This is a genomic window from Saccharothrix sp. S26 (assembly GCF_021390395.1).
GTDB lineage: Bacteria > Actinomycetota > Actinomycetes > Mycobacteriales > Pseudonocardiaceae > Actinosynnema.
The window spans coordinates 157,381-183,663 of record NZ_JAJUWT010000015.1; the positions used below are offsets into that span (position 1 = coordinate 157,381).

Sequence of the window (26,283 nt, forward strand, 5' to 3'; positions counted from 1 at the left end):
CCCAGGCCCCGGCGGCACGGGGTTTTGACAGATGCCGGCGAGGTACCCGGCTCTTGGTCCGGATGGAGGAGGAGTCGTGACGGACGAAGAACTAGTCGCACGGATCACCCAACTGGTGGAGGAAGAGCACCGGTTGGAGGGGTCGCGCATCGGCGAGGGCCTGACCGAGGGCGACGCCCGGCGGCTGCGCGACCTGGAAGTCGCCCTGGACCAGACGTGGGACCTGCTGCGCCAGCGCCGCGCCCGCCGTGCGGCCGGCATGGACCCGGACGCCGCCGAGGCCCGTGATCCTGGCACGGTCGAGAACTACCGCCAGTAGGCGTTGACTCGTCCCCTGGGGCAGCCCGCAGGGTCGTCGCCGTGGAGGATGCGGGGGTGGCACGGCTACTGGGCATCGGCGAGTTCGCCCGCCGGTCGCGGCTGTCGGTGAAGGCGCTGCGGCTCTACGAGCGCCAGGGCCTGCTGCGCCCGGCCGCGGTCGAGCCGGGCAACGGCTACCGGCGGTACGGCGAGGACCAGTTGGCCACCGCTCGCCTGGTGCTGCTGCTGCGCCGGCTGGACATGCCGCTCGCGGTCGTGGCCCGGATCGTGGCCGCGCCCGAGGACGAGCGGGCCCGACTGCTCACCGAGTACTGGGACGCCGTCGAGCACCGGATGGCCGTGCAACGCGGCCTGGCCGCCCACCTCCGCGTCGTGTTGTCGGGAGGGAAGGGTCTGGTGGAGATGTACGAGGTCAAGCAGCGTGACGTGCCCGAGCAGGTGGTCCTGACCGAGCAGCGGCACCTGTTCCAGCCGGCGCTCGTCGACTGGATCAACGCTTCGATGGACCGGCTGGTCAAGGCCGCCCAGGAGCACGGCGGCGTCGCCGATGCACCGTTCGTCGTCTACCACGGCGAGGTGAACGAGGACAGCGACGGGCCGGTCGAGGCGTGCGTGCCGATCGGCGCGGCACAGCCGCCGAGCGGGGTCGCGGCCCGGGTGGAGCCCGCGCACCGGGAGGCGTACGTGCGGCTGACCAAGGCGCAGGTGGCGTTCCCGCAGATCCTGTCCGCCTATGACGCCGTGGCGATGTGGATCAAGGACAACGGTCACGTCGTCCACGACGCTCCCCGCGAGGTGTACTTCGCGGACTTCGACGCGGCCGGCCCCGACGACGAGGTCTGCGACATCGCCTTCCCGATGCGCTGACCCGCTCAGAGGAGCCGCGCGAGGCGGTGGTCCAGTGCCGTGTGGCGTCGTCCGGCGCCCACGGTGCGGACCGCCTGGCCGATCGCCTTGCGCGACCCGACCAGCACGACCAGCTTCTTGGCCCGAGTCACGGCCGTGTACAGCAGGTTGCGCTGCAACATCATCCACGCGCTGGTCGTGATTGGAATGACGACGCACGGGTACTCACTGCCCTGTGAGCGGTGAATCGTCATGGCGTAGGCGTGGGTCAGCTCGTCCAGCTCGGCGAACTCGTAGTCCACGTCCTCTTCCTCGTCGGTCCGAACGGTCAGCTTCTGCTCCACGGCGTCGATCGCGGTGACGATGCCGAGCGTGCCGTTGAAGACGTTCTTGTCGTAGTTGTTGCGCATCTGGGTGACCTTGTCGCCGACCCGGAAGACCCGGCCGCCGAACCGGCGTTCCGGCAGGTCCGGTTTGGACGGTGTCAAGGCCTCCTGCAGCAACGCGTTCAGGCCGCCCGCGCCCGCCGGACCCCGGTGCATCGGCGCGAGCACCTGCACGTCCGTGCGCGGCTTCAGGCCGAACTTGCGCGGGATGCGGTGGGCCACGACGTCGACCACGAGCGCCGCCGCTTCCTCGGCTTCCTCGACCGAAAAGAAGAAGAAGTCCGGCATGCCCTGCACGACGGGGTAGTCGCCGTTGTTGATCCGGTGCGCGTTGGTCACCACGCCGGACTGCTGCGCCTGCCGGAAGATGTGCGTGAGGCGGACGTTCGGGATGGGGCTGTCGGCGGACAGCACGTCCCGCAGCACCTCGCCCGCGCCGACCGACGGCAACTGGTCCACGTCACCGACCAGCAGCAGGTGCGCGCCCGGCGCGACGGCCTTGACCAGCTTGTTCGCCAGCAGCAGGTCCAGCATCGAAGCCTCGTCGACGACCACGAGGTCCGCGTCGAGCGGCCGGTCGCGGTCGTAGGCCGCGTCACCGCCGGGCTTGAGCTCCAGCAGCCGGTGCACGGTGCGGGCCTCGTGCCCGGTCAGCTCGGTCAACCGCTTGGCCGCCCGGCCGGTCGGCGCGGCCAGCACCACCTTCGCCCCCTTGGCGGCGGCCAGCTTCACGATCGACCGCACGGTGAAGCTCTTGCCGCACCCCGGACCACCGGTCAGCACCGCCACCTTGCGGGTCAGGGCCAGCCGCACGGCGTCGCGCTGCTTGTCCTCCAGCGACGCGCCGAGCCACGCGAACGCCCGCTCCCAGTCGACGTGCTGGAACGCGGGCATCCGCTCCTCGTCGGTCTTGAGCAGCCGCAGCAACTGGTTGGCCAGCGAGATCTCGGCGCGGTGGAACGCGACCAGGTAGATGCCCGGCTCGCCGTCCGGCATGACCTCGCGGACCACGCCCTCCTCGGCGACCAGCTCGGCCAGGCACTCGATCACCAGGCCCGCGTCGACCTGGAGGATCTTGATGGCCTCGCCGATGAGCGCGTTCTCGGGCAGGTAGCAGTTGCCGTCGTTGGTGGCCTCCGACAGCGTGAACTGGAGCCCGGCCTTCACCCGTTGCGGGCTGTCGTGCGGGATGCCGACGGCCTTCGCGATCTGGTCGGCGGTGCGGAACCCGATCCCCCAGACGTCGTTGGCGAGCCGGTAGGGCTCCTCGCGCACGACCTCGATCGCCTTGTCGGTGTACTGCTTGTAGATCCGCACGGCCAACGACGTCGACACGCCGACGCCCTGGAGGAAGACCATCACCTCCTTGATCGCCTTCTGCTCCTCCCACGCGGCGGCGATCATCCTGGTGCGCTTGGGCCCGAGCTTGGGCACTTCGATCAGGCGCTGCGGCTCGTGCTCGATGACGTCCAGCGCGTCCACGCCGAAGTGCGTGACGATCCGGTCGGCCAGCACCGGCCCGATCCCCTTGATCAGCCCCGAGCCCAGGTAGCGGCGGATGCCCTGGATGGTGGCCGGCAGCACGGTCGTGTAGTCGTCCACGTGGAACTGCTTGCCGTACTGCGGGTGCGACCCCCAGCGCCCGCGCATCCGGATCGACTCGCCGGGTTGCGCGCCGAGCAGCGCCCCGACCACCGTGACCAGCTCCCCGCCGCGCCCGGGATCGACCCGGGCGACCGTGTAACCGGTCTCCTCGTTGGCGAACGTGATCCGCTCCAGCACCGCCTCAAGGACCGCATCAGCCACCCGGTCACCCTATGACGCCCGCCCGGCGCGACCTCCAGCGGTCAGCCTCGCAACATCACGCCCATTAGAATCCACCGACCGCAGGCGTAGTCCGACACGCGACCGTTAACCGCGCTCCACCGCGTCGAGCACTTCCGCCGCGATCACTTCGTCGGAGAGGTATCCGGTAATCCCGTGCGCGTCATCGCGCGGGTTGTGAATGTCGGCGAAGTTGTCTATCCCGGCGGCGAAGCTGTCCCGGTCGAGTCGCGCGTATAGGGCGACTGGGTCGCGCTCGTCGGATCCGTTGACCCAACGCCTGACATTCGGTGGCTTGCTCGGTTTTCCTTCGAGGTAGCTCTTCACGACCGGTATTCCGAGCGGGGAGCCGACGGTCACGAACAGCGGCACCTCGACCCGTCTACCGAGTTCGTGCAACACCTGATAGGCGACTATCGATCCAAGGGAGTGGCTGACGACCACGGCCGACCCGCCGTCGAGCTCCCGACGGACGCGCTCGTTGACCTCCTCGGCCACGACTCGCACCGAGAGGTAGGTGTGAACGTCCCGGACAAACGCTTCGAGCACACCGCTGGCCAGCCATGGCAAGCGTTTGCCTACCGCCCTGGCTGCGGCTCTGACCCATGGCCAGTTCTCCGGACCACGGGCCACCGCACGATCGTCGAGTTCCTTGGCGATGTCATCGTTGGTGACTCCCGCCCGTTCAGCGATCTCCAACAGCATCTCGCCCGCGAGGGCATCCTGTTCGGTACCTGCCGCGCCGCGAGCCACGGCTTGTGCACCGGAGAGCGAGCGGTCGACGTGGTCTTGGAGGAGCTTGCCGTAGAAAGGGAACCTGATATCGAGCCCTTCGGGGAGCCGGCTGTCACCCAAGCCTGCGACAAGCGCTGCCTTCCAGTGCTCACGCAGGGCGTCCGGATCCTTCTTGGCTTGCCCTCGACCGTGGACGAATACCAGTCGCATCGCGATCCGCCTTGTTCGTCGGTGGTGTCATGCGCGGAAGTGGTCGACCGCCCCAGCCTCGGTCTCGACCTGCCCGACCAGCGCCTGCATGACCGGCAGCGGCGCGGCGCTGAACGCGGTCCACAGCGATGGCGTGAGGTAGGGCCGAGCCGCCTTGAACGCCTTTTCACCGACCAGCGCTGTCTCGGCGAGCACCCAACCGCGGGTGGTCATCGGGAAGTCCGGCACCACGGGGATGTGTAGGTCGTCCAGATCCTGCCCAGCGAACAAGACCAGGTCGTAGGGCACCACGCGACCGCCGTTGACGAAGTGGTCGATCAAGTCGAGCACCAGGTCGGGTCGCCCTCTACGGGCGTACTCGACAGCGGTGAGGACGGCGACGACGGGGTCGAACCTGTCGAAGACCGCGCTTTGTACATCCTTGTCGTCGGGGCTGAACATTCCCTCCTCGAAAAGCGCCAACGCCATGACGATCGAATGCGGCGGCTCCGGGACCGTGTCGTGCTCGGCGAAGACCGGGGAGTAGATCAGTTGCTCGACACCGTGCGGCCCGAGCACGGCGGTGCCGGAGAGGCCAGGGAACAGGGCTGCGGCCAGCCAGTCCGACGCTCTGTCGGCACGCTCGATTTCGATCAGCGCGGTGGCGGACCCGTGCTGCGGACCCGCGATGTGCCAGCCCTCGGGCTCCTCTGCGACATCAGCACGGCCTCCGGTGACCAGAACCCGGCTCGCCGTGCCGCCGACTACGGTCAGCCCCGCGAGCCCGCTTGATCCGAGCACGACGTTGCGGATCCTGTCGAACGTCTCGTCGAGCCGACGTCCCCGCTCCTCTTCCAGGAAACGCGACAAGGTGTCGTCATCTGCCTGGCTCATGTCCGGCGGACGCGAGCCGGTCGTGCCGCCTCGGCGAGAAGGACGTGCGGCTGACGGCACACCGACGGCAGGCGGTTGACCCGGCCCCGGCAGCCAGGAGATGACATGCGGTGACCAGGCCGACTCAGCGCGGTAGTCGGGTGTCTGCTGCACCGCCAGAAGGCGGTACGACTCCCTGGGTACCTGTTCATCGAGGTACTCGCCCAACGGGTGAGCCTGCACGGCGAACGGCAACTTCCCGTCATCGATGGGAGTGACCACTTCAGGCACCCGACCTTCGAGTGCCGCAACGAGCAACCTGCTGAAGATCCCGAACGCCTCCGACCTCACGTCGTCGGGCACCTGCTCGAACGCACGCTCACCCGGCCGCGTGGCGAAGAACCGATCGACCCGCACGCGTACACCGTTGCGGACAGCCAAGTACGGGAAGATGGTCGCGCCTCTCATGCCCAGTTGGAACCCGACGGGCGGTGTCCGACAGGCATCGCCGAAGAACGCCACGTGGGGGATGCCGCAATTGCGGGCGTACTCGGCGCTCCTCGCCACGCTGATCGCCTCGTCATGGTTGGTACCCGCCCTGCTGAGCAGCCAGTTGTCCTCGACCAGGTCGGTGCTCACACCGTGTCCGGCGAAGAACACGAAGAGCTTCTGGACGTCCCGAGTGGTGACCAGTTCCTCGACGTACCGCTTCAGGTCGTCGGTGGTCACCAACCTGCCGTCGGAGTCGGTGAACGAGTGCACCTCGAAGCCTTGATCGCGCGCCCACCGGAAGAAGTCGGCGACACCGCTCTCGACGCCCTGCAACACCGGTAGGCGGTCCACCCGCGACACGCCGATCCCGATAGCCACTTGTCTCGCCATGGCAACCTCCACGCCTCTCACCTAAGAGGTCGACCGCACGCGACACGGCGTTACTGCATTCGGAGCAACATCGTGGTGGCGCGACCTCCACAGGACGTTCACAAGTCGCGCCGGTCGCCTCCACGGCCGCGACATAGAGTCGGCCGCATGACACGCCGCGTTCTGGTGGTCGAGGACGACCTGACCATCGCCGAGTCCGTGGCCGCGCGGCTGCGGGCCGAGGGGTTCGAGGTCGAGTTGGCCCACGACGGGCCGTCGGCCGTCACGCGCGCCCGGGACGTCCGGCCCGACCTGGTGGTGCTGGACGTGATGCTGCCGGGGTTCGACGGGCTGGAGGTGTGCCGGCGGATCCAGGCCGAGCAGCCCGTGCCGGTGCTCATGCTGACCGCGCGCGGTGACGAGACGGACCTGCTGGTGGGGCTCGCGGTCGGGGCGGACGACTACCTGACCAAGCCGTTCTCGATCCGCGAGCTGGCCGCGCGGGTGCACGCCCTGCTGCGGCGGGTGGAGCGGGCGGCGTCGGCGGCGGCGTCCCGGATCACCGTGGCCGACCTGGAGATCGACTTGACCGAGCGGCGGGTGGTGCGCGGCGGCGAGGAGGCGCACCTGACGCCGACCGAGTTCGAACTGCTGGTGCACCTCGCCGAACGACCGCGTGCCGTCCAGTCCCGCGAGCGGCTGCTGAGCGAGGTCTGGGGTTGGGCCGACGGCACGGGCACGCGGACCGTGGACAGCCACATCAAGGCCCTGCGACGGAAGCTGGGCACCGACCTCATCCGCACCGTGCACGGCGTCGGCTACGCGCTGGAGGTCCCCCGATGAGCCTGCGCTCGGCGTTGCAGGCCACCGTCGAGTGGCTGCCGCGCCCACTCGACCCGGTGCGGTCGATCAAGCTGAAGCTGGGCATCCTGCTGGTCTCGGCGATGTCGGCCGGGTTCGCGTTCTTCCGGTGGCGGATCGGCTGGCTGGCGCCGGGCACGACGTTCGGCGCGATGGCGATCGTCCTGGTGACGTCGCAGGTCCTGGCGCACGGGATGACCAGGCCGTTGCGCGAGATGACCGCCGCCGTGCGCGCGATGCGGGCGGGCGACTACAGCAGCCGGGTGCGCGCGACGGCACGGGACGAGGTCGGCGAACTGGCCGGCGCGTTCAACCAGATGGCAGCCGACCTCGGCGCGGCGGACCAGCAGCGACGCGAACTCATCGCCAACGTCTCGCACGAACTGCGCACACCCATCACCGCATTGCAGAACGTGCTGGAAAACGTCGTCGACGGAATCGCCGAACCAGACCCCGCCACCATGCGCACCGCACTGGCCCAGACCGAACGCCTGGGCCGCCTGGTCACGGAACTGCTGGACCTGTCCCGCATCGACGCCGGCGCCCACCGCCTCGACAAGGCCGAATTCCCATTGGCCCCGTTGCTGGAAGAAGTCGTCGCCGAAGCCTCGGTCGCCGCCCGCGGAATCCGCTTCACCATCACCGTCTCCCCACCGACCGCGACGGTCTACGCTGACGAGGCCCGCTTGGCCCAAGTCGTCGCCAACCTGCTGGACAACGCCGCCCGCCACGGCCCCACCGGTGGCGAGGTGCGCGTCTCGGCCTCCGTCGACAAGGACCTCGTCCTCGAAGTCGCCGACGACGGCCCGGGCATCGCCCCTCAAGACCGCGAACGCGTCTTCGAACGCTTCACCCGAGGTGAACGGGCCGGCGGCGGCGGCACGGGACTGGGCCTCAACATCGCCCGCTGGGTGGTCGACCTGCACGGCGGCACGATCGCCGTCGTCGACGGCCCGGGCTGCCGAATCCGCGCCACCCTCCCCGCCACCGACCAACCCTGACCCCGCACCACCCCACCTCGCCCCCACCTGCTCTTCCCAAAAGCAGGGCCTCGGGTCATCCCGCCGACCTGGCGCAGCCTTACCGCACGCGTCAGGTGGGCGCGAGTTCACCAATACCCGCGGCTTCCACTGATGCCCGCGCCATGCTGATCCGCCCGTCCGGCGAGGGCTCTTTTCCTCTTTTTCTTTTCTCGCCACGCCCACGCCCTGAAGAGGACTACGAATGACTCCCAACCGCGTCCTGCTCACCGGCACCGCCGGCGGCATCGGGGCGGCCGTCCTGCTGCCCCTGGACGAACCCGGCCTCGGCTGGGCCCTGACCGCGATCCTCGTCTTCGCCCTCCTGCGCCACGTCAGACCGGTCTGGGCCGTCCTCTCCGTCGCCCTCTTCGCCGTCGGCGCGTTCGTCGCCGCCGACTGGCTCTTCACGCTCTGCGCCATCGCCGGCTGCGCCGCCGGATCACTCGCCGTCACCGGGGGTCGGACCGCACGCGGCCTCGTGTTCGGATCCCTGGCCGTGCCCGTCGCCGCCGTCCGGGCCGTGCCCTGGGTGGCACGGGGCATCAAGGCGTCCGGCGCGCCGCCGCTGGCCCGGCCGGTCCTCGTCACCGCCGGTCTGCTGCTGGTGTTCGTCCCGCTGCTGGCCGGCGCCGACGCCGCGTTCGCCGACCTGCTCGGCTCGATCGCGCCCGACGAGTCGTCCGGCCAACCGATCGTGCTGTTCACCGCCGTCGGTCTGGGCACGATCGGCGCGGCCTACCTGCGCGTCTGCCCGCCGACCCTCGACGACGCCTCCGACCTGCCCCGAACGGTCGCCCGCCGCGACTGGGCGCTCCCGGTCGGCGCGCTCGTCGCGCTCTTCGCCGCGTTCGTCGCCGTGCAGGTCAGCACGCTCTTCGGCGGCGACGAGCACGTCCTCGTCACGCCCGACCTCACCTACGCCGACTACGCCCGCAGCGGCTTCTGGCAACTGCTCGCCGTCACCGTGCTGACCCTGGGGGTGATCGCGGTCGTCGCCCGGCTCGCCCGCCTCGACTCGCCGACCGACCGCCGGTGGCTGCGCGGCTCGCTGGGCGCGCTGAGCGTGCTCACCCTGGTGATCGTCGCCTCCGCCCTGGCCCGCATGTGGCTCTACCAGCAGGCGTACGGCTTCACCGTCCTGCGCGTCCTGGTCTCGGCCTGCGAGCTGTGGCTCGGCGTCGTCTACCTCCTGGTCCTGGCCGCGGGCGTGCGGCTGGAGGGCGGGTGGCTGGCGCGGGCCGTAGTCGGCACGGGTTTCGCCGCCCTGGTCGGGCTGGCCGCGCTGAACCCGGACCGGTTCATCGCCGAGCGCAACGTCGACCGCTACCACGCCACCGAGAAGATCGACGTCTGGTACCTGGCCCGCCTGTCCGACGACGCCGTGCCCGCGCTGGCCGAGCTCCCACCGCGCCTGCGGGCCTGCGCCCTGCTCCACCGCCGCGTCGAAGCGGACGACTGGCGCTCCTGGAACCTGGGCCGCCAACGGGCCCGGGACGTGCTCCAGCAGGTCAAGCCGGGTGATTGTGCGCCGTGACGTGGTCGGCCACCAGCAGCGCCACCGCCCGGGGGTGCGTGACCGGCACCCAGTGCCCGGCGTCGATCACCCGCCGCCGCACGTCCGACGCCCATCGCGGGACGTCCTCGGTCACGCCGGCCGTGACGTACCGGTCCCGCGACGGCTGCACGACCTGCACGGGCACGTCCGTCTTCCGCACGCGCGGCGAGCGCAGCCGCGGGATGAAGTTCGCCCGGTACAGCGCGATGCCCTGCACGCCGTCCCGCACCACGGTCGGCGACACGTGCGGCGCGACGCCCTCCAACCGCCGCACGATCCCCTGCCAGCGCGGCCCGATCACGTGCCGCCACAGCAGGGGCGCGACGAACGGCAGGTGGAACACCGCGATGTACCAGGAGTGCAGCAGCTGCTCGACCTGGCGGCGGGTCGTCCGGCGGCGCATCCAGTGGCCGACGTGGTCCAGGCACGGCCCGGAGATCGAGGTGTACGAGGCGATCGGCGCGTCCGGCGTGGTCACCGCCTCCCACGCCTGGATGGAGCCCCAGTCGTGCGCGACGACGTGCGCCGGCGCGTCCGGGCTGACGGCCGCGATCACCGCGAACAGGTCCCGCGCGAGCACCGGCAGCCGGTAGGCGGCCAGCCCGCGCGGCGCGGACGACTCTCCCGCCCCGCGCACGTCGTAGGTGACCACGTGGAACTCCTCGGCCAGCAACGGCACGACGTCGTCCCACACCCGGTGCGTGTCCGGGTAGCCGTGCACCAGGACGACGGTCGGCGCGGACCGGTCGCCGTGTTCGAACACGGCGAGCCGCGCGCCCTCGGACTCCACGAACACCGTTGCCTCCGAGCGCTTCGTAGCATGTCGCAGCGCTTCCTACGCATGCGTAGCTTTGTCAAAGCTACGCCACCGTAGCAATATGGTCCGGTGAGCACAACGCGTCGCAAGTACGCACCGCGCCTGCCACCGGACCAGCGGCGCGACCAGCTCCTCGACGGCGCGCTCGACCTCATCGCCGAAGGCGGCTTCGACGCCGTGACCATGGAGGCCGTCGCCCGCCGCTCGGGCGTGACCAAGCCCGTGGTCTACGAGCTGTACGCGAACCGGACCGAGGTGATCGCCGCGCTGCTGCACCGCGAGGCCGACCGGGCGACGGCCCAGGTGCTGGGCGCGATGCCGGCCACCGACTTCGGCGACCGCCGGCCGGAGGACGTCTACACCGACACCGTGCACGCCTTCGTCAACGCCGTCGTCGCGTCACCGCAGCGCTGGCGGCTGGTGCTGCTGCCGCCCGAGGGCACGCCGGTGGCGTTCCGCCGCCAGGTCGAGCTGGTCCGGGCGCAGGTGCTGGCGCAGGTCAACGCCCTGGCCGAGCTGGGCCTGAAGGCGATGGGCGACACCGGGCTGGACGCCGAGCTGCTCGGCCACACCATGCTCGCGCTGGCCGAGATGGCGGGCCGCCTGGCGATCACCGACCCCGAGCGGTTCACGCCGGACCGGCTGGTGGCGTTCGTCGGCCAGGTCGCCCACCTGCTCCCCAAGGGTTAGCGGCGCGCGACCCACAGCGGTTCGGTGAGCAGGATGCCCAGCGCGGCCACCGCGAGCAGCCCGCCGACCAGCACGAGCGACCGCACCCCGCCGTCGGTCGGGAGCAACAGCCCGCCCAGCAGCGAGCCGCCCGCGATGCCGACGTTGAACATGGCCGAGCTGATCGCCGACGCGATCTCCGTGCTGCCGGGCGCCACGACCAGGATGCGGCTCTGCAGGGCCGTCGTCATCGCCCCGACCGCCGCGCCGAACAGCATCACCAGCGCCACGGTCGCGGCGGGCGTCGCGCCGAACGCGTGCAGGCCCAGCAACGCGGCACCCAGCGAGCCGACGGCCGCGACCAGCGCCGACCGGGGCCACCGGTCGACCACCGCGCCGGCGACCGACGTGCCGACGAACCCGGCGACGCCGGAGGCCAGCAGCACGGGCGCGGTCGCCGCCTCGGCGAACCCGGCCACGTCGGTCAGGAACGCCGTGACGTAGGTGTAGGTGGTGAAGAAGCCGCACACGACGACGACCGTGGTCGCCATCAGCACCACGAACCTCCGCAGGTCCGGTTCGACGCCGCGACCCGCGTGACCGCCCTGCGCCGCCCCGGCCGGCAGCAGGGCGAACACCGCCACCAGCGCGGTGAACCCGAGCCCGCTCACGACCAGGAACGGCAGCCGCCACCCCGCGTGCTGCCCGAACCACGTGCCGAGGGGCACGCCCGCCACGCCCGCCAGCGCCGGGCCGGTGAACAGCCCCGCGACCACCCGACCGCGCACCGCCGGCGAGAAGAGCCCCGCCGCAGCGGTCGCCACCACCGACCAGAACACCGCGTGCGCCAACGCGACCGTGACGCGCGACGCGAGCAGCGCACCGTAGTTCGGCGCGACCGCGCTCACCGCCGTGGCCAGGACGAACACCCCCAGCAGGGCCAGCAACAACGTCCGCCGCGGCACCCGGCGCACCCAGTGGGTCAGCGGGACCGACAGCACGGCCACCACCAGGCCGTAGCCGGTCACCAACAGCCCCACCGCCGACCGCGACACACCCAGGTCGGCCGCGATCACCGGCAGCAGACCGACCGGCAGGGTCTCCACGGTGGTCAACGAGAAGAGGGCGACCGCCAGCGCGACCAGCACCACCACCGCGGACGACCGGCGCATGAGCTGCCCTCCCCCGGGTCGACCACGTCGGTCATTTCTACAAGGCCCGCCGGCCCACCCTGCACCGCCGAAGAGCCGCCACCGACGACCCGCCACCCGCCTGTGGTGAATCTCCCAATCGCCCGGCACGGGGTTCAAACACGCCTGAACTACTCCGTTCGCGGGTACGGCTCCGGGGACGTACCCGCGCAGAGGAGGTGCCCTTCCCGTGCTCGCAGCCGTGGTCACGTTCGCCGGCTCGCTGCTCGTCGCGCTGCTCACCGTCACGCTGGTCCACCGGGTGGTCCGGCGCATCGGCCGCCGGTCGGCGTTGTTCGCCGGCCTCGCCCGGCACGCGCACAAGCCCGCGCTCGCGGTGGCGGTGCTGGTCGCGGCGCAGGTCTCGCTCGGCGTGGCGGCGCACGGCGACTGGCGGCCGGTGGCCATGCACGTCACGGGGATAGCGCTCATCCTCGCGGGCGCCTGGCTGCTCGCCGCGCTACTGGTGGTGATCGAGGACGCCACGCTGGCGCGCATCCGGGTCGACGTGTCCGACAACCGGCACGCCCGCCGCGTGCACACGCAGATCACGCTGGTCCGCCGCGTCACGGTGGTCGTGGTGAGCGTGCTGGCGGCGGCCGCGGTGCTGATGACGTTCCCCGGCGCACGGGCCGCCGGCACCTCGATCCTGGCCTCCGCCGGTGTCATCGGCGCGATCGCCGCGCTGGCGGCGCAGTCGTTGCTGGGCAACGTGTTCGCGGGCGTGCAGATCGCGTTCAGCGACGCGGTGCGCCTCGACGACGTGGTGGTCGTGGACAAGCAGTGGGGCCGCATCGAGGACATCACGCTCACGTACGTGGTCGTGCACCTGTGGGACGACCGGCGGCTGATCCTGCCCACCGCCTACTTCCTCAAGACCCCGTTCGAGAACTGGACCCGCACCCAGTCGGCGCTGCTGGGCACGGTGGAGCTGGACCTCGACTGGACGGTGCCGGTGGAGGAGCTGCGGCACGAGCTGCGGCACGCGCTGGAGACCAGCGACCTGTGGGACGGCCGGGTGTGCGTGCTCCAGGTGACCGACGCCGTGGGTTCGTTCGTGCGGGTCCGCGCGCTGGTGAGCGCGTCGGACGCCGGACGGCTGTGGGACCTGCGGTGCGTGGCGCGCGAGCACCTGGTCGGCTGGCTGCGCTCGCGGCACCCCGGTGCGTTGCCGCAGGTCCGGGTGCGCGACCTGCCCCGCGCCACGGGCCGCGCGCCGGCGTCCTCGGCCAACGGCTCGTCCGACAACCGGGTGTTCGGCGAGAGCGCGGACGGCGAGGAGCGCGTGCAGGCGTTCAGCGGCCCGGACCAGGCCGTGCAACCGCGCTGACCCCCGCGTCCGTCCTGGTGGCAGGATCGGCCGCAGGAGGGCACGTGCGAGGACTCGTGGTATCGGTGCTGGCGGGGCTGGCGCTGGCGGGCTGCGCCCAACGACCGGCGGACACCGGCTCGATCGGCACGCCGCCGCCCACCTCGGCCGGCGTATCGTCGGCGCCCGTGCCGTCACCCAAGCTCAGCCCGCACGCCCGGGACGTCCTGGCGAAGGCCGAGCGCGACGGCGTGGAGACGATCGGGCTGACCGTCTCCACCGAACCCGGCAAGGCCGACGAGGTCGCCGCCACCATGGGCCGGCTGGGCGCGACCGTGGAGACCACCGACGCCACCATCGGCTACGTCCGCGTCACAGCGCCGATCGACGCGGTCGCCGAGCTGACGGGCGTCGAGGGCGTCAGCCGGGTCGACGTGGACGAACCGCTCTCCAACGCCGACCCGACCCCCTGACGTGGCTCAGGGCCACCCCCGCCCGCGGCGGGAATGGCCCTGAGGGTCTCGCGAGTGGCGTCAGGCCACGTTCTTCAGGATCACCGCGCCGCGGCCGACGACCGCGCCGTCCGAGGTCTGCACGGTCAGCTCGCCGCGCAGCACGCGGCCCGCACCGGCCTGGCCCGCGGCCGTCACCGTGGCGGGAACCGTCCACGTGGCGCCGGCGGTCCGCTCGGCGTCGGCGTCGGTCACCGCGACCGTGCCGAGGCCGGCGGCGGTGAACAGGTCGATGTAGTCGTACTCCGTGGTGCCCGCGGGCACCTCGTAGCCGTCGACCTGCACGCGCCACGCACCGGCGGCCGGGTTGGCGATCGTCACCGACTCCTCCGAGTCGCCGTCCGCCGACTGACCGGCCAGCACGCAGGTGCCGGAGGTGCAGTTGTAGACGAACAGGTCCAGGTCGGCCGACACGTCGCTGGTCTTGCCGATCGTCGCGCGCAGCGACGTCGAGCCCGGGGCCACGGTCAGGTCGTAGCTCTGGACCGCCGCGTTCGCGATGGTCGGGCGGTCGATCCGGGCGCTGGCCAGGGGACCGCCGACGAGCTTGCCGGTGAACGAGGCCAGCGAGTTGGTCACCGCGTACTCGCGGCTGATCGGCGTTCCGATCACGGCCGACTCGATGGTGTCCGGGTTCGGGCTGATCGTCGTGCCCAGCACGGACGCGGACACCGAGTACGGCGCGGCGTCGGCGTCGGACGTGCGCCGCGCCTCGACCACGATCTCCCACACGCCCGGCAGCGGGTTGCTGACCGTGCGGCTGGTCGGCGAGCCACCGGCGCAGCCGGCACCCGCGTCGGGGTTGTAGCAGTTGGTCGACGACGTGGTGTCGAACGGCACGCCGTACGGGTCGTAGCGCAGGAACCGGACCTGGCCCTTGCCCGGCTCGGTGCCGCCCGCCGCCAGGTCGACCTTCAGCGCGCTCGTGCCCGCGGGCACCCGCACGAAGAAGCTCTTCGACTGGTTGCGCGCGATCGTGCCGGTCTTGGTCACCGCGTACTTGCCCGCCGCGGTGAACTCGTCCGCCGCGAAGACGGTGTTCAGGGTGAACACGTCGATGCCGCGGGTGAGCACGTTGTCCAGCCGCAGCACGGCCGAGTGCGCGCCCGCCGCCTTCGGCTTGACCTTCACGTCGAACTTCACCGGCGTGTTCAGCGGCAGCGTCACCGACGACCTCGACGAGAACGTGCCGTCGTTGCCCTGCCAGTTCACCACGAAGCTCTGGTTGCGGTCCGGGCCCGTGGTGCGGGTCAGGGTGTACGTGCGGGTGTACTCCTGGCCGACGACGACGCCCTCGCGGTCGTGGATGCCGACACCGGTGTTCGGGGTGGCCAGCAGCGCCGACAGCGCGGTGTTCACGGTCACCGAGGTGCTGACCGACTGCGTCTCCGGGTGCGCGTTGAGCTGCGTCCACGCGCGCTTGGTGTCGAACAGGCCCGCGCCCTGCTCGTACGCCTGGAGGGTGGAGACCCACTTGGCGCCGGACTGGATCGCGGTGCGCAGCGCCTGGACCGGCGGGCGCTCGCCGTTGTGCTCGGCCTTGTAGGCGCTGATCAGCAGCGCGGCCGCGCCGGTCGCCTGCGGGGCGGCCATCGACGTGCCGTTGAACATGGCGTAGCCGGCGGGCAGCTCGTAGGTGCCGGCCACCGGGCCCGGGGTCTGCCACTGCGGCACGGTCGAGATCGCCGAGCCGGGCGCGACGATGTTCGGCTTGAAGCCGCCGTCCTCACGCGGGCCGCGCGACGAGAAGCCGTGCAGGCCCTCCTTCTGCGCGGTCTTCGAGCCGTAGTTGGACAGCCAGGTGTCGGCCGTGATGTACGAGCCGACGCTCATCGCGTCCGTGGCCACCGACGGGTCGCCGACGGTGTTCGCGCCCGCGCCGCTGTTGCCCGCGGAGATGAACACCTGCACGTTGTACTCGGCGATGGTGCGGTTGTAGAGCTCGGCGCGCGCGTTGTTGCCGTCGTTGAGCGCCGGCAGGCCGCCGATGGAGATGTTGACGACGTCCGCGCCGTTGCGCGCCGCGTACAGCAGGCCGTCGATCAGGCCGCTGTTGGTGCACGACGGGGTGGACAGGCAGACCTTGACCGCCATCAGCTTCGCGCCGGGCGCGGCGCCGGCCATCTTGCCGCCGAACATCTTGTTCGCCGAGGTGATGCCGGCGACGTGCGAGCCGTGGGCGGCGGCGGAGATGCCGATGTTGACCCACGCCGTGCCGGCCGCGTCGTAGTTCGACTTGTCCGTCTGCACCACGAACGCCACGGTGTCCAGCACCGGCGTGGCCGGGTTGTCCGCGCCGAAGTGGCCGACGTCCTTCTTGTACTTGTAGTCGATCATCGCGGTCTGGTCGGTGAAGTCGCCGTCGCCGTCGGTGTCGACCCGGACTTCCTTGGTCGTGATGTCCTGCAGCACGCCGAAGGTGTCGGTGCGGTCGCCGTCGCGGTTGATGTCACCGCCGGTCTCGCTGTTGGCCAGGCCCAGGTCGCCCGCGGTCTCGCGGAACGTGCCGAAGCTGAACGGGCCGCCGGTCGCGGGCGCGGTGTAGGTCGCGCCGCCCGCGGTGAACTTGCCGTTGTAGCGGCCGGAGACCTGCAACCAGGTGCCGTCGCCGGAGTTGGTGGCGTTGGCGTTGTACCAGTCGACGATCTTGCGCTCACCGGTGGTGGTGGTCGCCAGCGCCGGGTGGTCCAGGTCGATGCCGGAGTCCATGATGGCGATCGTCGTGCCGCGGCCGTCCCACTTGGGGTGCTCGTCGGTGAACTGCGCCGCCTTGGTGTCCTGCGTCGGCATGTACGGGTTCTTCTTGGGCGTGGACTTGCCCGGCGCCGGCTGCGGCAGCGGGTTCGTCGCGCCCTCGGGACGCGGGTTGTCCAGGACGACCAGGCCGTCGACGTCCACCGAGTTCACGGACGCGAGCTTGGCGGCCTTCTCGGCCTTGTCCCGCGGCACCGAGACCTTGAGGTAGTCGACATCGCGCTCGGTGGACTCGACGACGCCGCCGAGGGCCTTGAGGTCGTTGGCGGCGGAGTCCAGCTTGCCCTCTTCGGCGGCGACCAGGAGCGTCACGTTCGCCTGACCGGCCTGCTCGGCCTCGGCGATGCGCTCCCGGTCCTGCTTGTCGAGCTGCTTGTCGGCGGTCGCGGGCGCGGATGGCGCCTCTTGCGCGACGGCCGACCCGGCGGCGAAGCCGAACCCAGTGGTGCCCAGCACGGCGGCCAGCAAGGCCGCACTGGTGCGGTGTCTCCACCGACTTCCTGAGTTGATCACGGCGCAAACCCTTCGTGGGGAAAGAATGGCGCAAGCACATCCCCCCGGGCACCGCGTAACAATCGGACGAACAGCCCAATAGAAAAGTCCACATTGGACTGAACGGGCTATTGCGCGAACACGCGAGAAGTGCCGCGGAACACCGGAACGGGCGCGGCAGCTCCAGTCAAGAGCCGACCGGCCGGAATGTCAAACACTGTCAACGGTGAACCGCCCGCATGCGCGGAAAAACGGTAACAAATCGCACATCGGCGCGATGGCGAGCACACTGGTCGACATCGTGGACACCGCGCCGTTCGACCGGATAGCCGACGAGCTGTACGCACTGCCGCCGGCGGAGTTCGTCGCGGCCCGCGACGCCCACGCCCGGCAGGCCGCCGACCGGGGCGACAAGGTGCTGGCCAAGCAGGTCTCGGCGCTGCGCAAGCCCACCACGTCGGCGTGGGCGCTGAACCTGCTGGCCCGCGAGGACGCGGCCGACCTGGCCGAGGCCCTCGCTCTCGGTGACGAGCTGCGGGCCGCGCAGGAGGAGCTGCGCGGCGGGGCGTTGCGTCAGCTGAGCGCGCGGCGGCGGGCCGTGCTGAGCGCGCTCGTGCGGCGGGTGGAGGTGCTGGCCGGTCATGCCGGGCAACCGCTCGGGCCGGACGCCGTGCAGCAGGTGCGCACCACGTTGACCGCCGCGCTGGCCGACGCCGTGCTGGGTGCCCGGATCCGGGCCGGGCGGCTGGTCAAGCCGGTCGAGCAGTCCGGCTTCGGCCCGTTGAGCGAGACCGCGACCCCGGTGCGCGACGACCTGGCCCCGCGCCGGGAGCAGCGGCGGGAACGGCAGCTCGCCCGGGCCCGGGACGAGATCAGCGGTGCGCGGCAGGACGTGCGGAAAGCGGACGCGGCCGTCACGGAGGCCGAGCAGACCCTGACCGAGCGGGAGGAGCACACCGCCACCCTGCGCGCCGAACTGCGCCGCGCCCAGCAGGCCGAGCAGGAGGCGGCGACCAGGCTGGCCAAGGCCAAGCGCCGCGCCGGAACCGCGCGGGACAAGCTGGCGAGCGCCGAGGCCCGGATGACCGAACTGCGCGGCGACGCCTGAACCGACCGACCCCCTGCCGCACCACCCTCCGCCGGCGCACGCCGACCCGGCACCCACGGTGGCATCACCGTCCGCCCACGGCCCCACCCGACCCGGCACACCCCACCGGCACCACCCCGCGCCCCGGCACCGCGTGACCCCGGACACCCGCGACACCCCGCCGCACGCCGTTCCCGACCACGGTCCGTGACCCCCGACACCCTGCCGCCACCGGGGGAACACCCACCGGTCACCGCCCGTTCTACTGCTGGTCGGCACGTGGACGCCGCACCGGACGTCAGGCCCGCAGGGCACCTCCCCCCAGGCCCGCGCGGCACCTCTCCCCGAGACGTTGCAGGTGCGCCCACGCACGCCCGACCGCCGCCGGCCGGACGGTTCCCCCACCGCACGGCCGGCGGCCTGGACCGCGTCACCCGCGCAGCTCAGACCATGTACTGGTCGTGCCGCGCGTAGAACTCCGCCCACTCCCCCGGGTCGAGCCGCCGACCCGAATCGGCGATCTCCGCGAGTTCCCGGAAGAACTTCTCGCGGGGAGGGGCCGGGGCGAACAGGATCAACATCGACGCCGGTTCGTCGGTCTCGTTCCGGAAAGCGTGCACACCGCCTTGCGGCACGTACAGGAAATCACCCGGCGTGGCCGTCACCCAGGTGTCGCCGTTGTAGAGCCGGACCGATCCGGAGATCACGTAGAACGACTCCGAGAACGTCCGGTGGAAGTGCGGCGCCGGGCCGCCCGCCCGCGGTCGCATCCGCCAGTCGAACAGCCCGAACTGCCCGCGCGTGACGTCGCCGGGCGCGACCAGCCGGTTGGTGGTCAGCGGTCGGTCGATGGACTCCACCTCCGCCACCGGCCGCCAGACCGCGTTGACCTCGCCCGAGTCCCCCGTGTACGACACCGCGCCTCCTCAAAGTGAATCTTATTCAGCTCTCGTCCAGTGCCGCGGTTCGATCTAGACTCGCCCGATGGCAGATGCGGATGTCATCGTCGTCGGCGCGGGCCTGGCGGGCCTGGTCGCCACCGCCGAGCTCGTCGACGCCGGGCGCAGGGTCATCCTGCTCGACCAGGAGCCGGAGTCCTCGCTCGGAGGTCAGGCGTTCTGGTCGTTCGGCGGGTTGTTCCTGGTCGACAGCCCCGAGCAGCGACGGCTGAAGGTCAAGGACTCGGCGGAGCTGGCCCTGCAGGACTGGCTGGGCTCGGCGGCGTTCGACCGGGACGCCGACCACTGGCCGCGGCAGTGGGCCGAGGCGTACGTGAACTTCGCGGCCGGTGAGAAGCGGGCCTGGCTGCACGGGATGGGCGTGCGCTGGTTCCCGCTCGTGCAGTGGGCCGAGCGCGGCGGGTACCTGGCCGACGGCCACGGCAACTCCGTGCCGCGGTTCCACGTGACCTGGGGCACCGGGCCGGGCATCGTCGCGCCGTTCGAGCGGCGGGTGCGCGAGGGCGTGGCGCGCGGGCTCGTGCAGCTGAAGTTCCGGCACCGGGTGACCGGGCTGACCACGACCGGCGGCGCGGTGGACGGCGTGCGCGGCGAGGTGCTGGAGGTCAGCACGGCCGGTCGCGGCGAGCCCAGCTCGCGGGTCGTGTCCGGCGACTTCGAGCTGCGCGCGCAGGCCGTGGTCGTCACCTCCGGCGGCATCGGGGCCAACCACGAGATGGTGCGCCGCAACTGGCCGTCCCGCCTGGGCACGCCACCCGAGCACATGCTGTCGGGCGTGCCTGACCACGTCGACGGCGAGATGCTCCGGGTCGTGCGGTCCTCCGGCGGCGAGATCATCAACGAGGACCGCATGTGGCACTACCCCGAGGGGATCGCCAACTACGCGCCGGTCTGGAGCAGGCACGGCATCCGCATCCTGCCCGGCCCGTCGTCGCTGTGGCTGGACGCGACCGGCTCGCGGCTGCCCATCCCGCTGTTCCCCGGCTTCGACGCGCTGGGCGCGTTGGAGCACATCGTGAAGACCGGGCACGGCTACTCGTGGTTCGTGCTGAACTCCCGGATCATCGGCAAGGAGTTCGCGCTGTCCGGGTCGGAGCAGAACCCCGACCTGACCGGCAAGGACGTGCGGGCGGTGCTGAAGCGGGCGTTGCCGGGTGCGGTCGCGCCGGTGGAGGAGTTCGCCAAGCGGTCCGAGGAGTTCATCTTCGGCCGCACGCCGGAGGAGCTGGCGGCGGGCATGAACAAGCTGACCGGCACCTCGTTGATCGACGCGGCGGCGCTGCGGCGCACGATCGTGGAGCGCGACCGGCAGGTGATCTCCGGGTTGGGCAAGGACATGCAGGTCAACGCCATGCGCGAGGCCCGCAGATTCATCACCGACAAGCTGATCCGGGTGGTCGAGCCGCACCCGCTGCTGGACCCGAAGGCCGGGCCGCTGATCGCCGTGCGGCTGTCCGTGCTGACCCGCAAGACGTTGGGCGGGCTGCACACCGACCTGTCGGCCCGGGTGCTCAAGGACGACGGCACGCCGTTGGAGGGCGTCTACGCGGCCGGTGAGGCGTCCGGCTTCGGCGGCGGCGGCGTCCACGGCTACCGCGCGTTGGAGGGCACGTTCCTGGGCGGCTGCCTGTTCTCGGGCCGCGTGGCCGGGCGGGCGGCGGCGAAGGCCACCGCCTGAGGCTGGACAACCAGCGGACAAGAAGTGGTCAATCGCCGCACCCGGCGGTGCGGCGGTGAGGCCGGGGCTAGCGTGGTCTGTCTTCTTCGCCACGACACGGCAGGGACGCCCCATGAACGTCTGCGGCAGGTGTGGCGCCGGTCAGACCCCCGGCCTCCGGTACTGCACGGCGTGCGGCGCCGACCTGGAGGCGTGGTCCGCGGGGGCCCGACCGGACGGTCCACGCCTCTCGCTGCCGTTGGTGGTCACCGCGTTGGTGGTGGTCGCGATCACGGTGGTGGCCGCGTCCGTGGTCGCGGTGCGCTACTCGAACCGCCGCGTCACGGGCGTCGCGACCGCGGCGGAGGCGGGCGTGCCGACCGTCCCGGTGCCGTCGTGGACGTGGACGCCCCCGCCGGGCACCACGACCCCGGCCCCGCCCACCGCCCGCGCGCTCTCGCCGGACGAGATCGCGCGCGGACACCTGGACGCGCGGGTCGCCACCGACCGGGCGGCGGTCGAGGCCCTCGTGGGTCGGTGGGTGCCGCAGCTGTCCTCGAAGCGGCTGGGGCTCGTGGTCGACGGTGTCCCGTTCACCCACGAGGACATCTGGCGGGACTTCCAGCTCACCGCGGCGAGGTACCCGAACGCGCTGCTGCTGTCCTCCGCGGACTTCGTCAGCTTCGACAGCGGCGACTTCTGGGTCACCGTGGTGCCCTACACCTACGCCACCGGCGCGGAGGCGAACGCGTGGTGCGACCGGGAGCGCATCGGTCCCGACGACTGCTTCGCCAAGCGCCTCAGCCACACCGGGACGTCCGACGGCACGACGCTGCCGCGCCGCTGACCGCGCCGGCCCGGGTGGGGCGGGACGCTCAGCCGCCGGGCACCTCCGGCCGCCAGCGAATCCCGTAGACGTTCCCGGAACGCAGGTCCTCGAACGCGGCGTGCGCCTCGTGGACCGCGTCGACCACCACTTCGCCCTCGGCGGCCCACCCGTCGCCGGCCGCCGGCGAGCCCCGGACCGGGCTGATCGCGGCGGGCACGTGCGCGGCCGGGAACCGGACCGTCAGCTCGAAGGTCTCGCACCGCCGCTCCGGGCGGTAGAGGTGGTGCGAGCGGGCTCCGCCGCCCGCCGCGGTGGTGACGACCAGGCCGCACTCGTGCCGCTGACCGGCGCGCAGGGCGCGGGGCAGGCGCAGGTCCAGCAGGAGGCGCCCGTCCGGCAGCCGCTGCTCACCGGCCACCTCCACCCCGAAGAACGGGACGGCTCGCACTCGCGCGCCGTCACCGGTCGGCCCGCACGGTGGGCTCACCGCGACCCGGACGTGGTCGCCGATGTCGCGTGCGGCCACGATCGTCCAGCGCTCGACGCACTCCGGTTCCGGCACGTCGAGGCGGACCAGCGCCTCCAGCCGCTCGACGTGCCAGTGGTCGGCGTCACCACCGGGCGGTGGGCCGGCGCGGGCGGCGGCGTTCTCCGCGAACAGGTCGATCGCCTCTTCGACGCGTCGCCGGATGGTGCGGACGTCGCGGTGCAACCCGACGGCCAGCGACCGCTCCCGGTCACCCAGGAACTTGCCCTCCACGTCGACGTCCAGCGCGAGCGCGACGACGAAAACGGCCCGCAGGTCGACCGGCAGCGCTTCGCTCCACCCGCGCAGCGTCACGCGCACCTTCTCCCGGACGACGGCGTGGGAGTCGGTGTCGCGGACGCCGCACAGCGCGCGCAACGCCGGACCGACCTCGTCGGCGAGGCGCGGCGCCTGGGCCCCGCGACCGCGGCGGAGCCTGCGCAAGTCGGCCGCGAGTTCGGCCGGGGAGATGTCCACGCGTGCTCTCCGTCCGGTTCACCGAACCGACCTCCAGTGTCGGCACACCGAGCCGTCCCCGCCGCACCGCCACCCGTTCGAGTGACAGCGTGGGTGTGCCTGCCGACGGTCGACCCGGTCCGACCGTCGCACCCACCGACGAGCCGACCCGGAGCCCGGTGAGCTCGAACGCCCAGGCTTCTCGATCACACGCTCAGGATGCGTGCGGGTGGTGGTCCGGGAGCGGGAGGGTGGGCAGGTCCAGTTTGCGGGCCACGTCGTCGGCGTCGGGCAGGCGCAGGTCGCGGTAGAGGGTGAGGGCGGCCAGCCAGTGCGGGCGGGCGGCGGCGGGTCCCTCCGACTGCTCCAGGACGTCGCCGATCGCGCGGTGGCACAGGGCCTCCTGGTAGCGGTCGCCCAGTCGGGCGGCCAGGGCGAGGCCCGCGCGGTAGGACTCCAGGGCCTCGTCGGCACGGCCCAGTTGCTGGGACGCGGTGCCCACGGTGTGCAGCGTCGCCGTGTGCGCCTTGGACGGGGCCGAGGGGAACAGGCCCAACGCCTCCGTCGCGTGCCGCAACGCCTCCTCCGGCTGGTGCTTGCGCAGCAGCACGTTGGCCAGGTTGTTCTGGATGCTCGCCTGCGACCGGTCGTCCCCGACCTCCCGCGCGACGTCCAGCGCCTCCAGGATCGTCTCCTGCGCGCGGTCCAGCTGGTCGTCGGCCATCAGGCAGTACCCGAGGTTCGCCAACGCGGCCAGCTCCAGGTGCCGGTCGCCGTCGGCCAACGCCGCCGCCCGCGTGCACGCCTCGATCGCCTCGTCGATGCGGCCCAGGTCGGCCAACGTCGACCCCAACCGCAGCAGGAACGTCGCCTCGGCGTGCCGGTCGCCCAGCGACCGCGCCGCCGCCAACCCGATCCGGCACAGCGCCAGCCGGTCCAGCCGGTTGCCGCGGCGGAAGTGGAACGCGTCCAGGCACAGCGCGAGCTGCCACGTCCGCTCCCGCTGCCCGCCGTTCACCGCGATGTCCAGGGCCAGCCCGAGGTTGGCCTCCTCCAGCGTGAACCAGTCCAGCGCCGCCGCGTGCGACGACAGCTCCGGGAACGACGCGGGCCGGTGCTCGGCCGGGCCGAACGGCCGCACGTGGTCGGACAGGTGCGCCCGCGCCCGGTCCGCCACGTGCAGGTAGTAGTCCAGCAGCCGGTTGGTCGCCACCTGGTTGTCCACCTCGGACTCGGTGGCCGCCAGGTGGTGGGTGAACAGCCGCACCAGGTCGTGCCGCGAGTAGCGGTCGGGCGTCGACTCGTGCAGCAGGTTGGCGTACGCCAGCGTCCGCAGGTGCGTCCGCGCGCTGACCACGTTGATGTCCAGCAACGCCGCCGCCGTGTAGCTGTCCAGGTCCGTGCCGGGGTGCAGGCCCAGCCGGCGCAGCAGCCGCGCCGCGCCCTCCGGCAGTTCCCGGTAGCTCACCGCCAGCGCCGCGTGCACCCCGCGCCCGGCCTCGGGCAGCGACAACGCCGACAGCCGCCCCTGCTCGTCGCGCAGCTCGTCCACCAGCGACTGGATCGTCCACCGCGGCCGTGACGCCAGCCGCGCGCCCGCGATCCGCAGCGCCAGCGGCAGCCGGTCGCACAGCTCCACCAGCTCCGCCACCGCGTCCGGCTCCTGCTCGATCCGCTGGCGGCCCAGCAGGGCGGTCAGCAGGTCCTCGGCGCTCGACTCGGGCAACGTCGGCACGTGCAGCGAGGACGCGCCCTCCGTGACCACCAGGTCGTCGAGCCGGTGCCTGCTGGTCACCAGCACCAGGCACCGCGCCGAGCCGGGCAGCAGCGGCCGGACCTGCTCGGCCGACCGGGCGTTGTCCAGGAACACCAGCACCCGGCGACCCGCCAGCAACGACCGGTACTGCGCGGCCTGGCCCTCCAGGTCCGCCGCGATCTGCGAGTCGGTCAACCCCAGCGCCCGCAGGAACCCGATCAACGCCGTGCGCGGGTCGAGCGGCTCGGTCTCGTCGAACCCGCGCAGGTTCACGAACAGCTGCCCGTCCGGGAAGTCGCCCGCCACGCGGTGCGCCCACCGCAGCGCCAACGCCGTCTTGCCCACCCCGGCGGGACCCACCAGCAGCCCGATCGCCGAGTCCTGGCCGATCAGGGCCGTGCCGAGGTCCGACAGCTCCTCCTCGCGCCCGACGAACCCCCGGTGCTCGCGCGGCAGTTGCGCGGGCGCGCGCTCCACCGGCGTCGCCGGCGCGGTGTCGCCCGCCAGCACGGCCTGGTACGCCTCGCGCAGCTCCGGTCCGGGGTCCACGCCCAGCTCGTCCGCCAGCCGTTCCCGGGTCCGGTGGAACAGCGCCAGCGCCTCGGCCTGCCGCCCGCTCCAGTGCAGCGCCAGCACCAGCCGCGACACCAGCGCCTCGCGCAACGGGTTGGCCTCCACCGCGTCACGCAGCCCGGATACCGCCTCGGCCGCCCGGTCCAGCCGGATGAGCCGGGTCGCGAGCTCCTGCACGGCCACCAGCCGCAGCTCCTCCAGCCGGGCCGACACCGCCTCCCGCACCTGGTCGCCCGGCACGTCGGCCAGCACCGGCCCGCGCCACAGCCCCAACGCCTCGCGCAGCAGCCGCACCGCGTCCTCGTCGCCCGCCTCGCGCGCGCTCCCCAGCAGGTCCTCGAACCGGAACACGTCCACGGCCGCGCGTTCGCCGGTCAGGACGTAGCCGGGCGCGCGGGTGACCAGCGCGACACCGCCGCCGAGGACCTTGCGCAGTTGGGCGATGTGCCCCTGGAGGGCGGCTTTGGCCTGCGCCGGCGGTGAGCCGTCCCACACCAGCTCCAGCAGCCGGTCGCCCGACACCACGCGGTTCAGTTCGAGCGCGAGTGCCGCGAGCACCGTCCGCCGCTTGGCCGCGCCCAACCGAACGGCTTCCCCACCTGCGGAAACCAGCTCAACGGGGCCAAGCAGGTTCACCCGCATCCGCAAGCCCTTTCGGCGTTGTCACCGTGTAGTCGAAGAGTTTCCCACAGTCGCCACCGCACTCCGGCGGGCCGCGTTGGGCGCGCGTTGGCCGGGCGTTGGAGGACACCGGGATGGTGTGTTCCGTCCATCAGGCTGCCTTCGCGAGGGATACCGATGTACATCGCCGAGAACGGGGATGAAGTGGCCCCGCCCCAGGAGGTCCCGACCGTCAACGGCCAGGTCGTGGCGCTCCAGGAGACCGTGAACTCCGGCCGGGTGTCGCTCGATCCCGCCACCGGCGAGGAGCTGCGCAAGATGCTCCTGGAGCAGATGGACCAGGTCGACTCGTGGCTGGAGCGCGCCGGCCGGCTGGCGCGTCCCACCCCGATCGGCCGCAACCCCGTCGGCGACCGGCTGGCGCAGAAGTTCGAGGCGCGCGCGGACGGCGACCCGCGGTCGTTCGTGGCCGTGATGACGGCCTACCGCGAGGTGCTCCAGCAGACGCACGACTCCGTGCAGAACGCGATCCGCAACTTCACCGCGGTCGACGACGAGAGCAGCGTCGAGCTGCGCAAGCTGAGCGGGAACTGAAGGGCTGGC

At 72.0% G+C, this 26,283-nt stretch carries 21 protein-coding genes; 12 read left to right on the forward strand and 9 right to left on the reverse strand.

The genetic code is table 11. The annotated features are described in order from the left end of the window. Positions 1-76 precede the first annotated feature (76 nt). Positions 77-319 carry a DUF2630 family protein gene (locus LZG04_RS24895; RefSeq protein ID WP_233820741.1) on the forward strand — a complete coding sequence of 81 codons (243 nt, stop codon included), beginning with the start codon at positions 77-79 and terminating at the stop codon, positions 317-319. Positions 320-375: 56 nt separating this feature from the next. Then, positions 376-1,188: a MerR family transcriptional regulator gene (locus LZG04_RS24900; protein ID WP_233820743.1), complete on the forward strand. Its 813-nt coding sequence runs from the start codon at positions 376-378 to the stop codon at positions 1,186-1,188. A 5-nt stretch (positions 1,189-1,193) separates the two neighbouring features. Here LZG04_RS24900 and LZG04_RS24905 read toward each other — a convergent pair whose 3' ends face one another. The 3 genes from LZG04_RS24905 to LZG04_RS24915 form a co-directional block, all read right to left on the reverse strand. Beyond that, entirely contained in the window at positions 1,194-3,359 is a 2,166-nt protein-coding gene (locus LZG04_RS24905; protein ID WP_233820745.1) for an ATP-dependent RecD-like DNA helicase, read from the reverse strand. A gap of 105 nt (positions 3,360-3,464) precedes the next feature. Then, positions 3,465-4,322 carry a hypothetical protein gene (locus LZG04_RS24910; protein WP_233820747.1) on the reverse strand — a complete coding sequence of 286 codons (858 nt, stop codon included), beginning with the start codon at positions 4,320-4,322 and terminating at the stop codon, positions 3,465-3,467. Between the two features lie 27 nt (positions 4,323-4,349). Next, entirely contained in the window at positions 4,350-6,068 is a 1,719-nt protein-coding gene (locus LZG04_RS24915; RefSeq protein ID WP_233820749.1) for a caspase family protein, read from the reverse strand. A gap of 135 nt (positions 6,069-6,203) precedes the next feature. Between LZG04_RS24915 and LZG04_RS24920 the strand changes: the two genes are divergently transcribed. From LZG04_RS24920 to LZG04_RS24930, 3 genes are all read left to right on the forward strand, one after another. Further along, positions 6,204-6,878 carry a response regulator transcription factor gene (locus LZG04_RS24920; RefSeq protein WP_233820751.1) on the forward strand — a complete coding sequence of 225 codons (675 nt, stop codon included), beginning with the start codon at positions 6,204-6,206 and terminating at the stop codon, positions 6,876-6,878. Next, positions 6,875-7,897, forward strand: coding sequence for a HAMP domain-containing sensor histidine kinase (locus LZG04_RS24925; RefSeq protein ID WP_233820753.1), 1,023 nt, complete (start codon positions 6,875-6,877; stop codon positions 7,895-7,897). Before LZG04_RS24920 ends, LZG04_RS24925 begins: the two co-directional genes overlap by 4 nt. Before the next feature lie 223 nt (positions 7,898-8,120). After that, positions 8,121-9,452: a DUF4153 domain-containing protein gene (locus LZG04_RS24930; RefSeq protein WP_233820755.1), complete on the forward strand. Its 1,332-nt coding sequence runs from the start codon at positions 8,121-8,123 to the stop codon at positions 9,450-9,452. Here LZG04_RS24930 and LZG04_RS24935 read toward each other — a convergent pair. After that, positions 9,427-10,269 carry an alpha/beta fold hydrolase gene (locus tag LZG04_RS24935; protein ID WP_233820757.1) on the reverse strand — a complete coding sequence of 281 codons (843 nt, stop codon included), beginning with the start codon at positions 10,267-10,269 and terminating at the stop codon, positions 9,427-9,429. The two genes, LZG04_RS24930 and LZG04_RS24935, sit on opposite strands and share 26 nt — an antisense overlap. A gap of 90 nt (positions 10,270-10,359) precedes the next feature. Between LZG04_RS24935 and LZG04_RS24940 the strand changes: the two genes are divergently transcribed. Continuing rightward, entirely contained in the window at positions 10,360-10,980 is a 621-nt protein-coding gene (locus tag LZG04_RS24940) for a TetR/AcrR family transcriptional regulator (protein WP_233820759.1), read from the forward strand. Here LZG04_RS24940 and LZG04_RS24945 read toward each other — a convergent pair. Beyond that, a complete protein-coding gene (locus LZG04_RS24945; protein WP_233820761.1) occupies positions 10,977-12,131 on the reverse strand; it encodes an MFS transporter in 1,155 nt (384 codons plus the stop codon). The two genes, LZG04_RS24940 and LZG04_RS24945, sit on opposite strands and share 4 nt — an antisense overlap. A 208-nt stretch (positions 12,132-12,339) precedes the next feature. Here LZG04_RS24945 and LZG04_RS24950 point away from each other — a divergent pair, with 208 nt between their 5' ends. After that, complete coding sequence (locus LZG04_RS24950) at positions 12,340-13,479, forward strand: mechanosensitive ion channel family protein (RefSeq protein ID WP_233820763.1); 1,140 nt, start codon at positions 12,340-12,342, stop codon at positions 13,477-13,479. Between the two features lie 44 nt (positions 13,480-13,523). Next, the gene (locus LZG04_RS24955; protein WP_233820772.1) at positions 13,524-13,931 is read left to right on the forward strand and encodes a hypothetical protein; all 408 of its coding nucleotides are present in this window, start codon (positions 13,524-13,526) and stop codon (positions 13,929-13,931) included. A gap of 60 nt (positions 13,932-13,991) precedes the next feature. Here LZG04_RS24955 and LZG04_RS24960 read toward each other — a convergent pair whose 3' ends face one another. Then, positions 13,992-17,237 carry a S8 family serine peptidase gene (locus tag LZG04_RS24960; RefSeq protein WP_374202872.1) on the reverse strand — a complete coding sequence of 1,082 codons (3,246 nt, stop codon included), beginning with the start codon at positions 17,235-17,237 and terminating at the stop codon, positions 13,992-13,994. Positions 17,238-17,493: 256 nt separating this feature from the next. Between LZG04_RS24960 and LZG04_RS24965 the strand changes: the two genes are divergently transcribed. Continuing rightward, complete coding sequence (locus LZG04_RS24965) at positions 17,494-18,324, forward strand: hypothetical protein (protein ID WP_233820776.1); 831 nt, start codon at positions 17,494-17,496, stop codon at positions 18,322-18,324. Between the two features lie 422 nt (positions 18,325-18,746). On the opposite strand, the gene LZG04_RS24970 is transcribed toward LZG04_RS24965, so the two are convergent. Beyond that, positions 18,747-19,220 carry a cupin domain-containing protein gene (locus LZG04_RS24970; protein ID WP_233820778.1) on the reverse strand — a complete coding sequence of 158 codons (474 nt, stop codon included), beginning with the start codon at positions 19,218-19,220 and terminating at the stop codon, positions 18,747-18,749. Positions 19,221-19,287: 67 nt separating this feature from the next. Here LZG04_RS24970 and LZG04_RS24975 point away from each other — a divergent pair, with 67 nt between their 5' ends. Further along, positions 19,288-20,940, forward strand: a complete 1,653-nt coding sequence (locus LZG04_RS24975) for an FAD-binding dehydrogenase (protein ID WP_233820780.1) — start codon at positions 19,288-19,290, stop codon at positions 20,938-20,940. Between the two features lie 112 nt (positions 20,941-21,052). Then, complete coding sequence (locus LZG04_RS24980; RefSeq protein ID WP_233820782.1) at positions 21,053-21,766, forward strand: zinc ribbon domain-containing protein; 714 nt, start codon at positions 21,053-21,055, stop codon at positions 21,764-21,766. A gap of 28 nt (positions 21,767-21,794) precedes the next feature. Here the strand turns inward: LZG04_RS24980 and LZG04_RS24985 are convergent, their stop codons facing one another. Then, positions 21,795-22,751, reverse strand: coding sequence for a hypothetical protein (locus LZG04_RS24985; protein WP_233820784.1), 957 nt, complete (start codon positions 22,749-22,751; stop codon positions 21,795-21,797). A 193-nt stretch (positions 22,752-22,944) separates the two neighbouring features. Beyond that, positions 22,945-25,617 (reverse strand): BTAD domain-containing putative transcriptional regulator, encoded by a 2,673-nt coding sequence (locus LZG04_RS24995; protein WP_374202873.1) that lies wholly within the window; start codon positions 25,615-25,617, stop codon positions 22,945-22,947. Positions 25,618-25,857: 240 nt separating this feature from the next. On the opposite strand from LZG04_RS24995, the gene LZG04_RS25000 reads away from it, so the two are divergent. Continuing rightward, complete coding sequence (locus tag LZG04_RS25000; RefSeq protein WP_233820786.1) at positions 25,858-26,274, forward strand: hypothetical protein; 417 nt, start codon at positions 25,858-25,860, stop codon at positions 26,272-26,274. Positions 26,275-26,283: the final 9 nt, after the last annotated feature.

Bases quoted from the DNA above. Each gene is read 5' to 3' on its own strand.
- LZG04_RS25000 (WP_233820786.1), top strand. From the start codon at position 25,858: ATGTACATCGCCGAGAACGGGGATGAAGTGGCCCCGCCCCAGGAGGTC.
- LZG04_RS24965 (WP_233820776.1), top strand. From the start codon at position 17,494: ATGGCGAGCACACTGGTCGACATCGTGGACACCGCGCCGTTCGACCGG.
- LZG04_RS24910 (WP_233820747.1), bottom strand. From the start codon at position 4,322: ATGCGACTGGTATTCGTCCACGGTCGAGGGCAAGCCAAGAAGGATCCG.
- LZG04_RS24945 (WP_233820761.1), bottom strand. From the start codon at position 12,131: ATGCGCCGGTCGTCCGCGGTGGTGGTGCTGGTCGCGCTGGCGGTCGCC.
- LZG04_RS24930 (WP_233820755.1), top strand. From the start codon at position 8,121: ATGACTCCCAACCGCGTCCTGCTCACCGGCACCGCCGGCGGCATCGGG.
- LZG04_RS24920 (WP_233820751.1), top strand. From the start codon at position 6,204: ATGACACGCCGCGTTCTGGTGGTCGAGGACGACCTGACCATCGCCGAG.
- LZG04_RS24980 (WP_233820782.1), top strand. From the start codon at position 21,053: ATGAACGTCTGCGGCAGGTGTGGCGCCGGTCAGACCCCCGGCCTCCGG.
- LZG04_RS24975 (WP_233820780.1), top strand. From the start codon at position 19,288: ATGGCAGATGCGGATGTCATCGTCGTCGGCGCGGGCCTGGCGGGCCTG.
- LZG04_RS24925 (WP_233820753.1), top strand. From the start codon at position 6,875: ATGAGCCTGCGCTCGGCGTTGCAGGCCACCGTCGAGTGGCTGCCGCGC.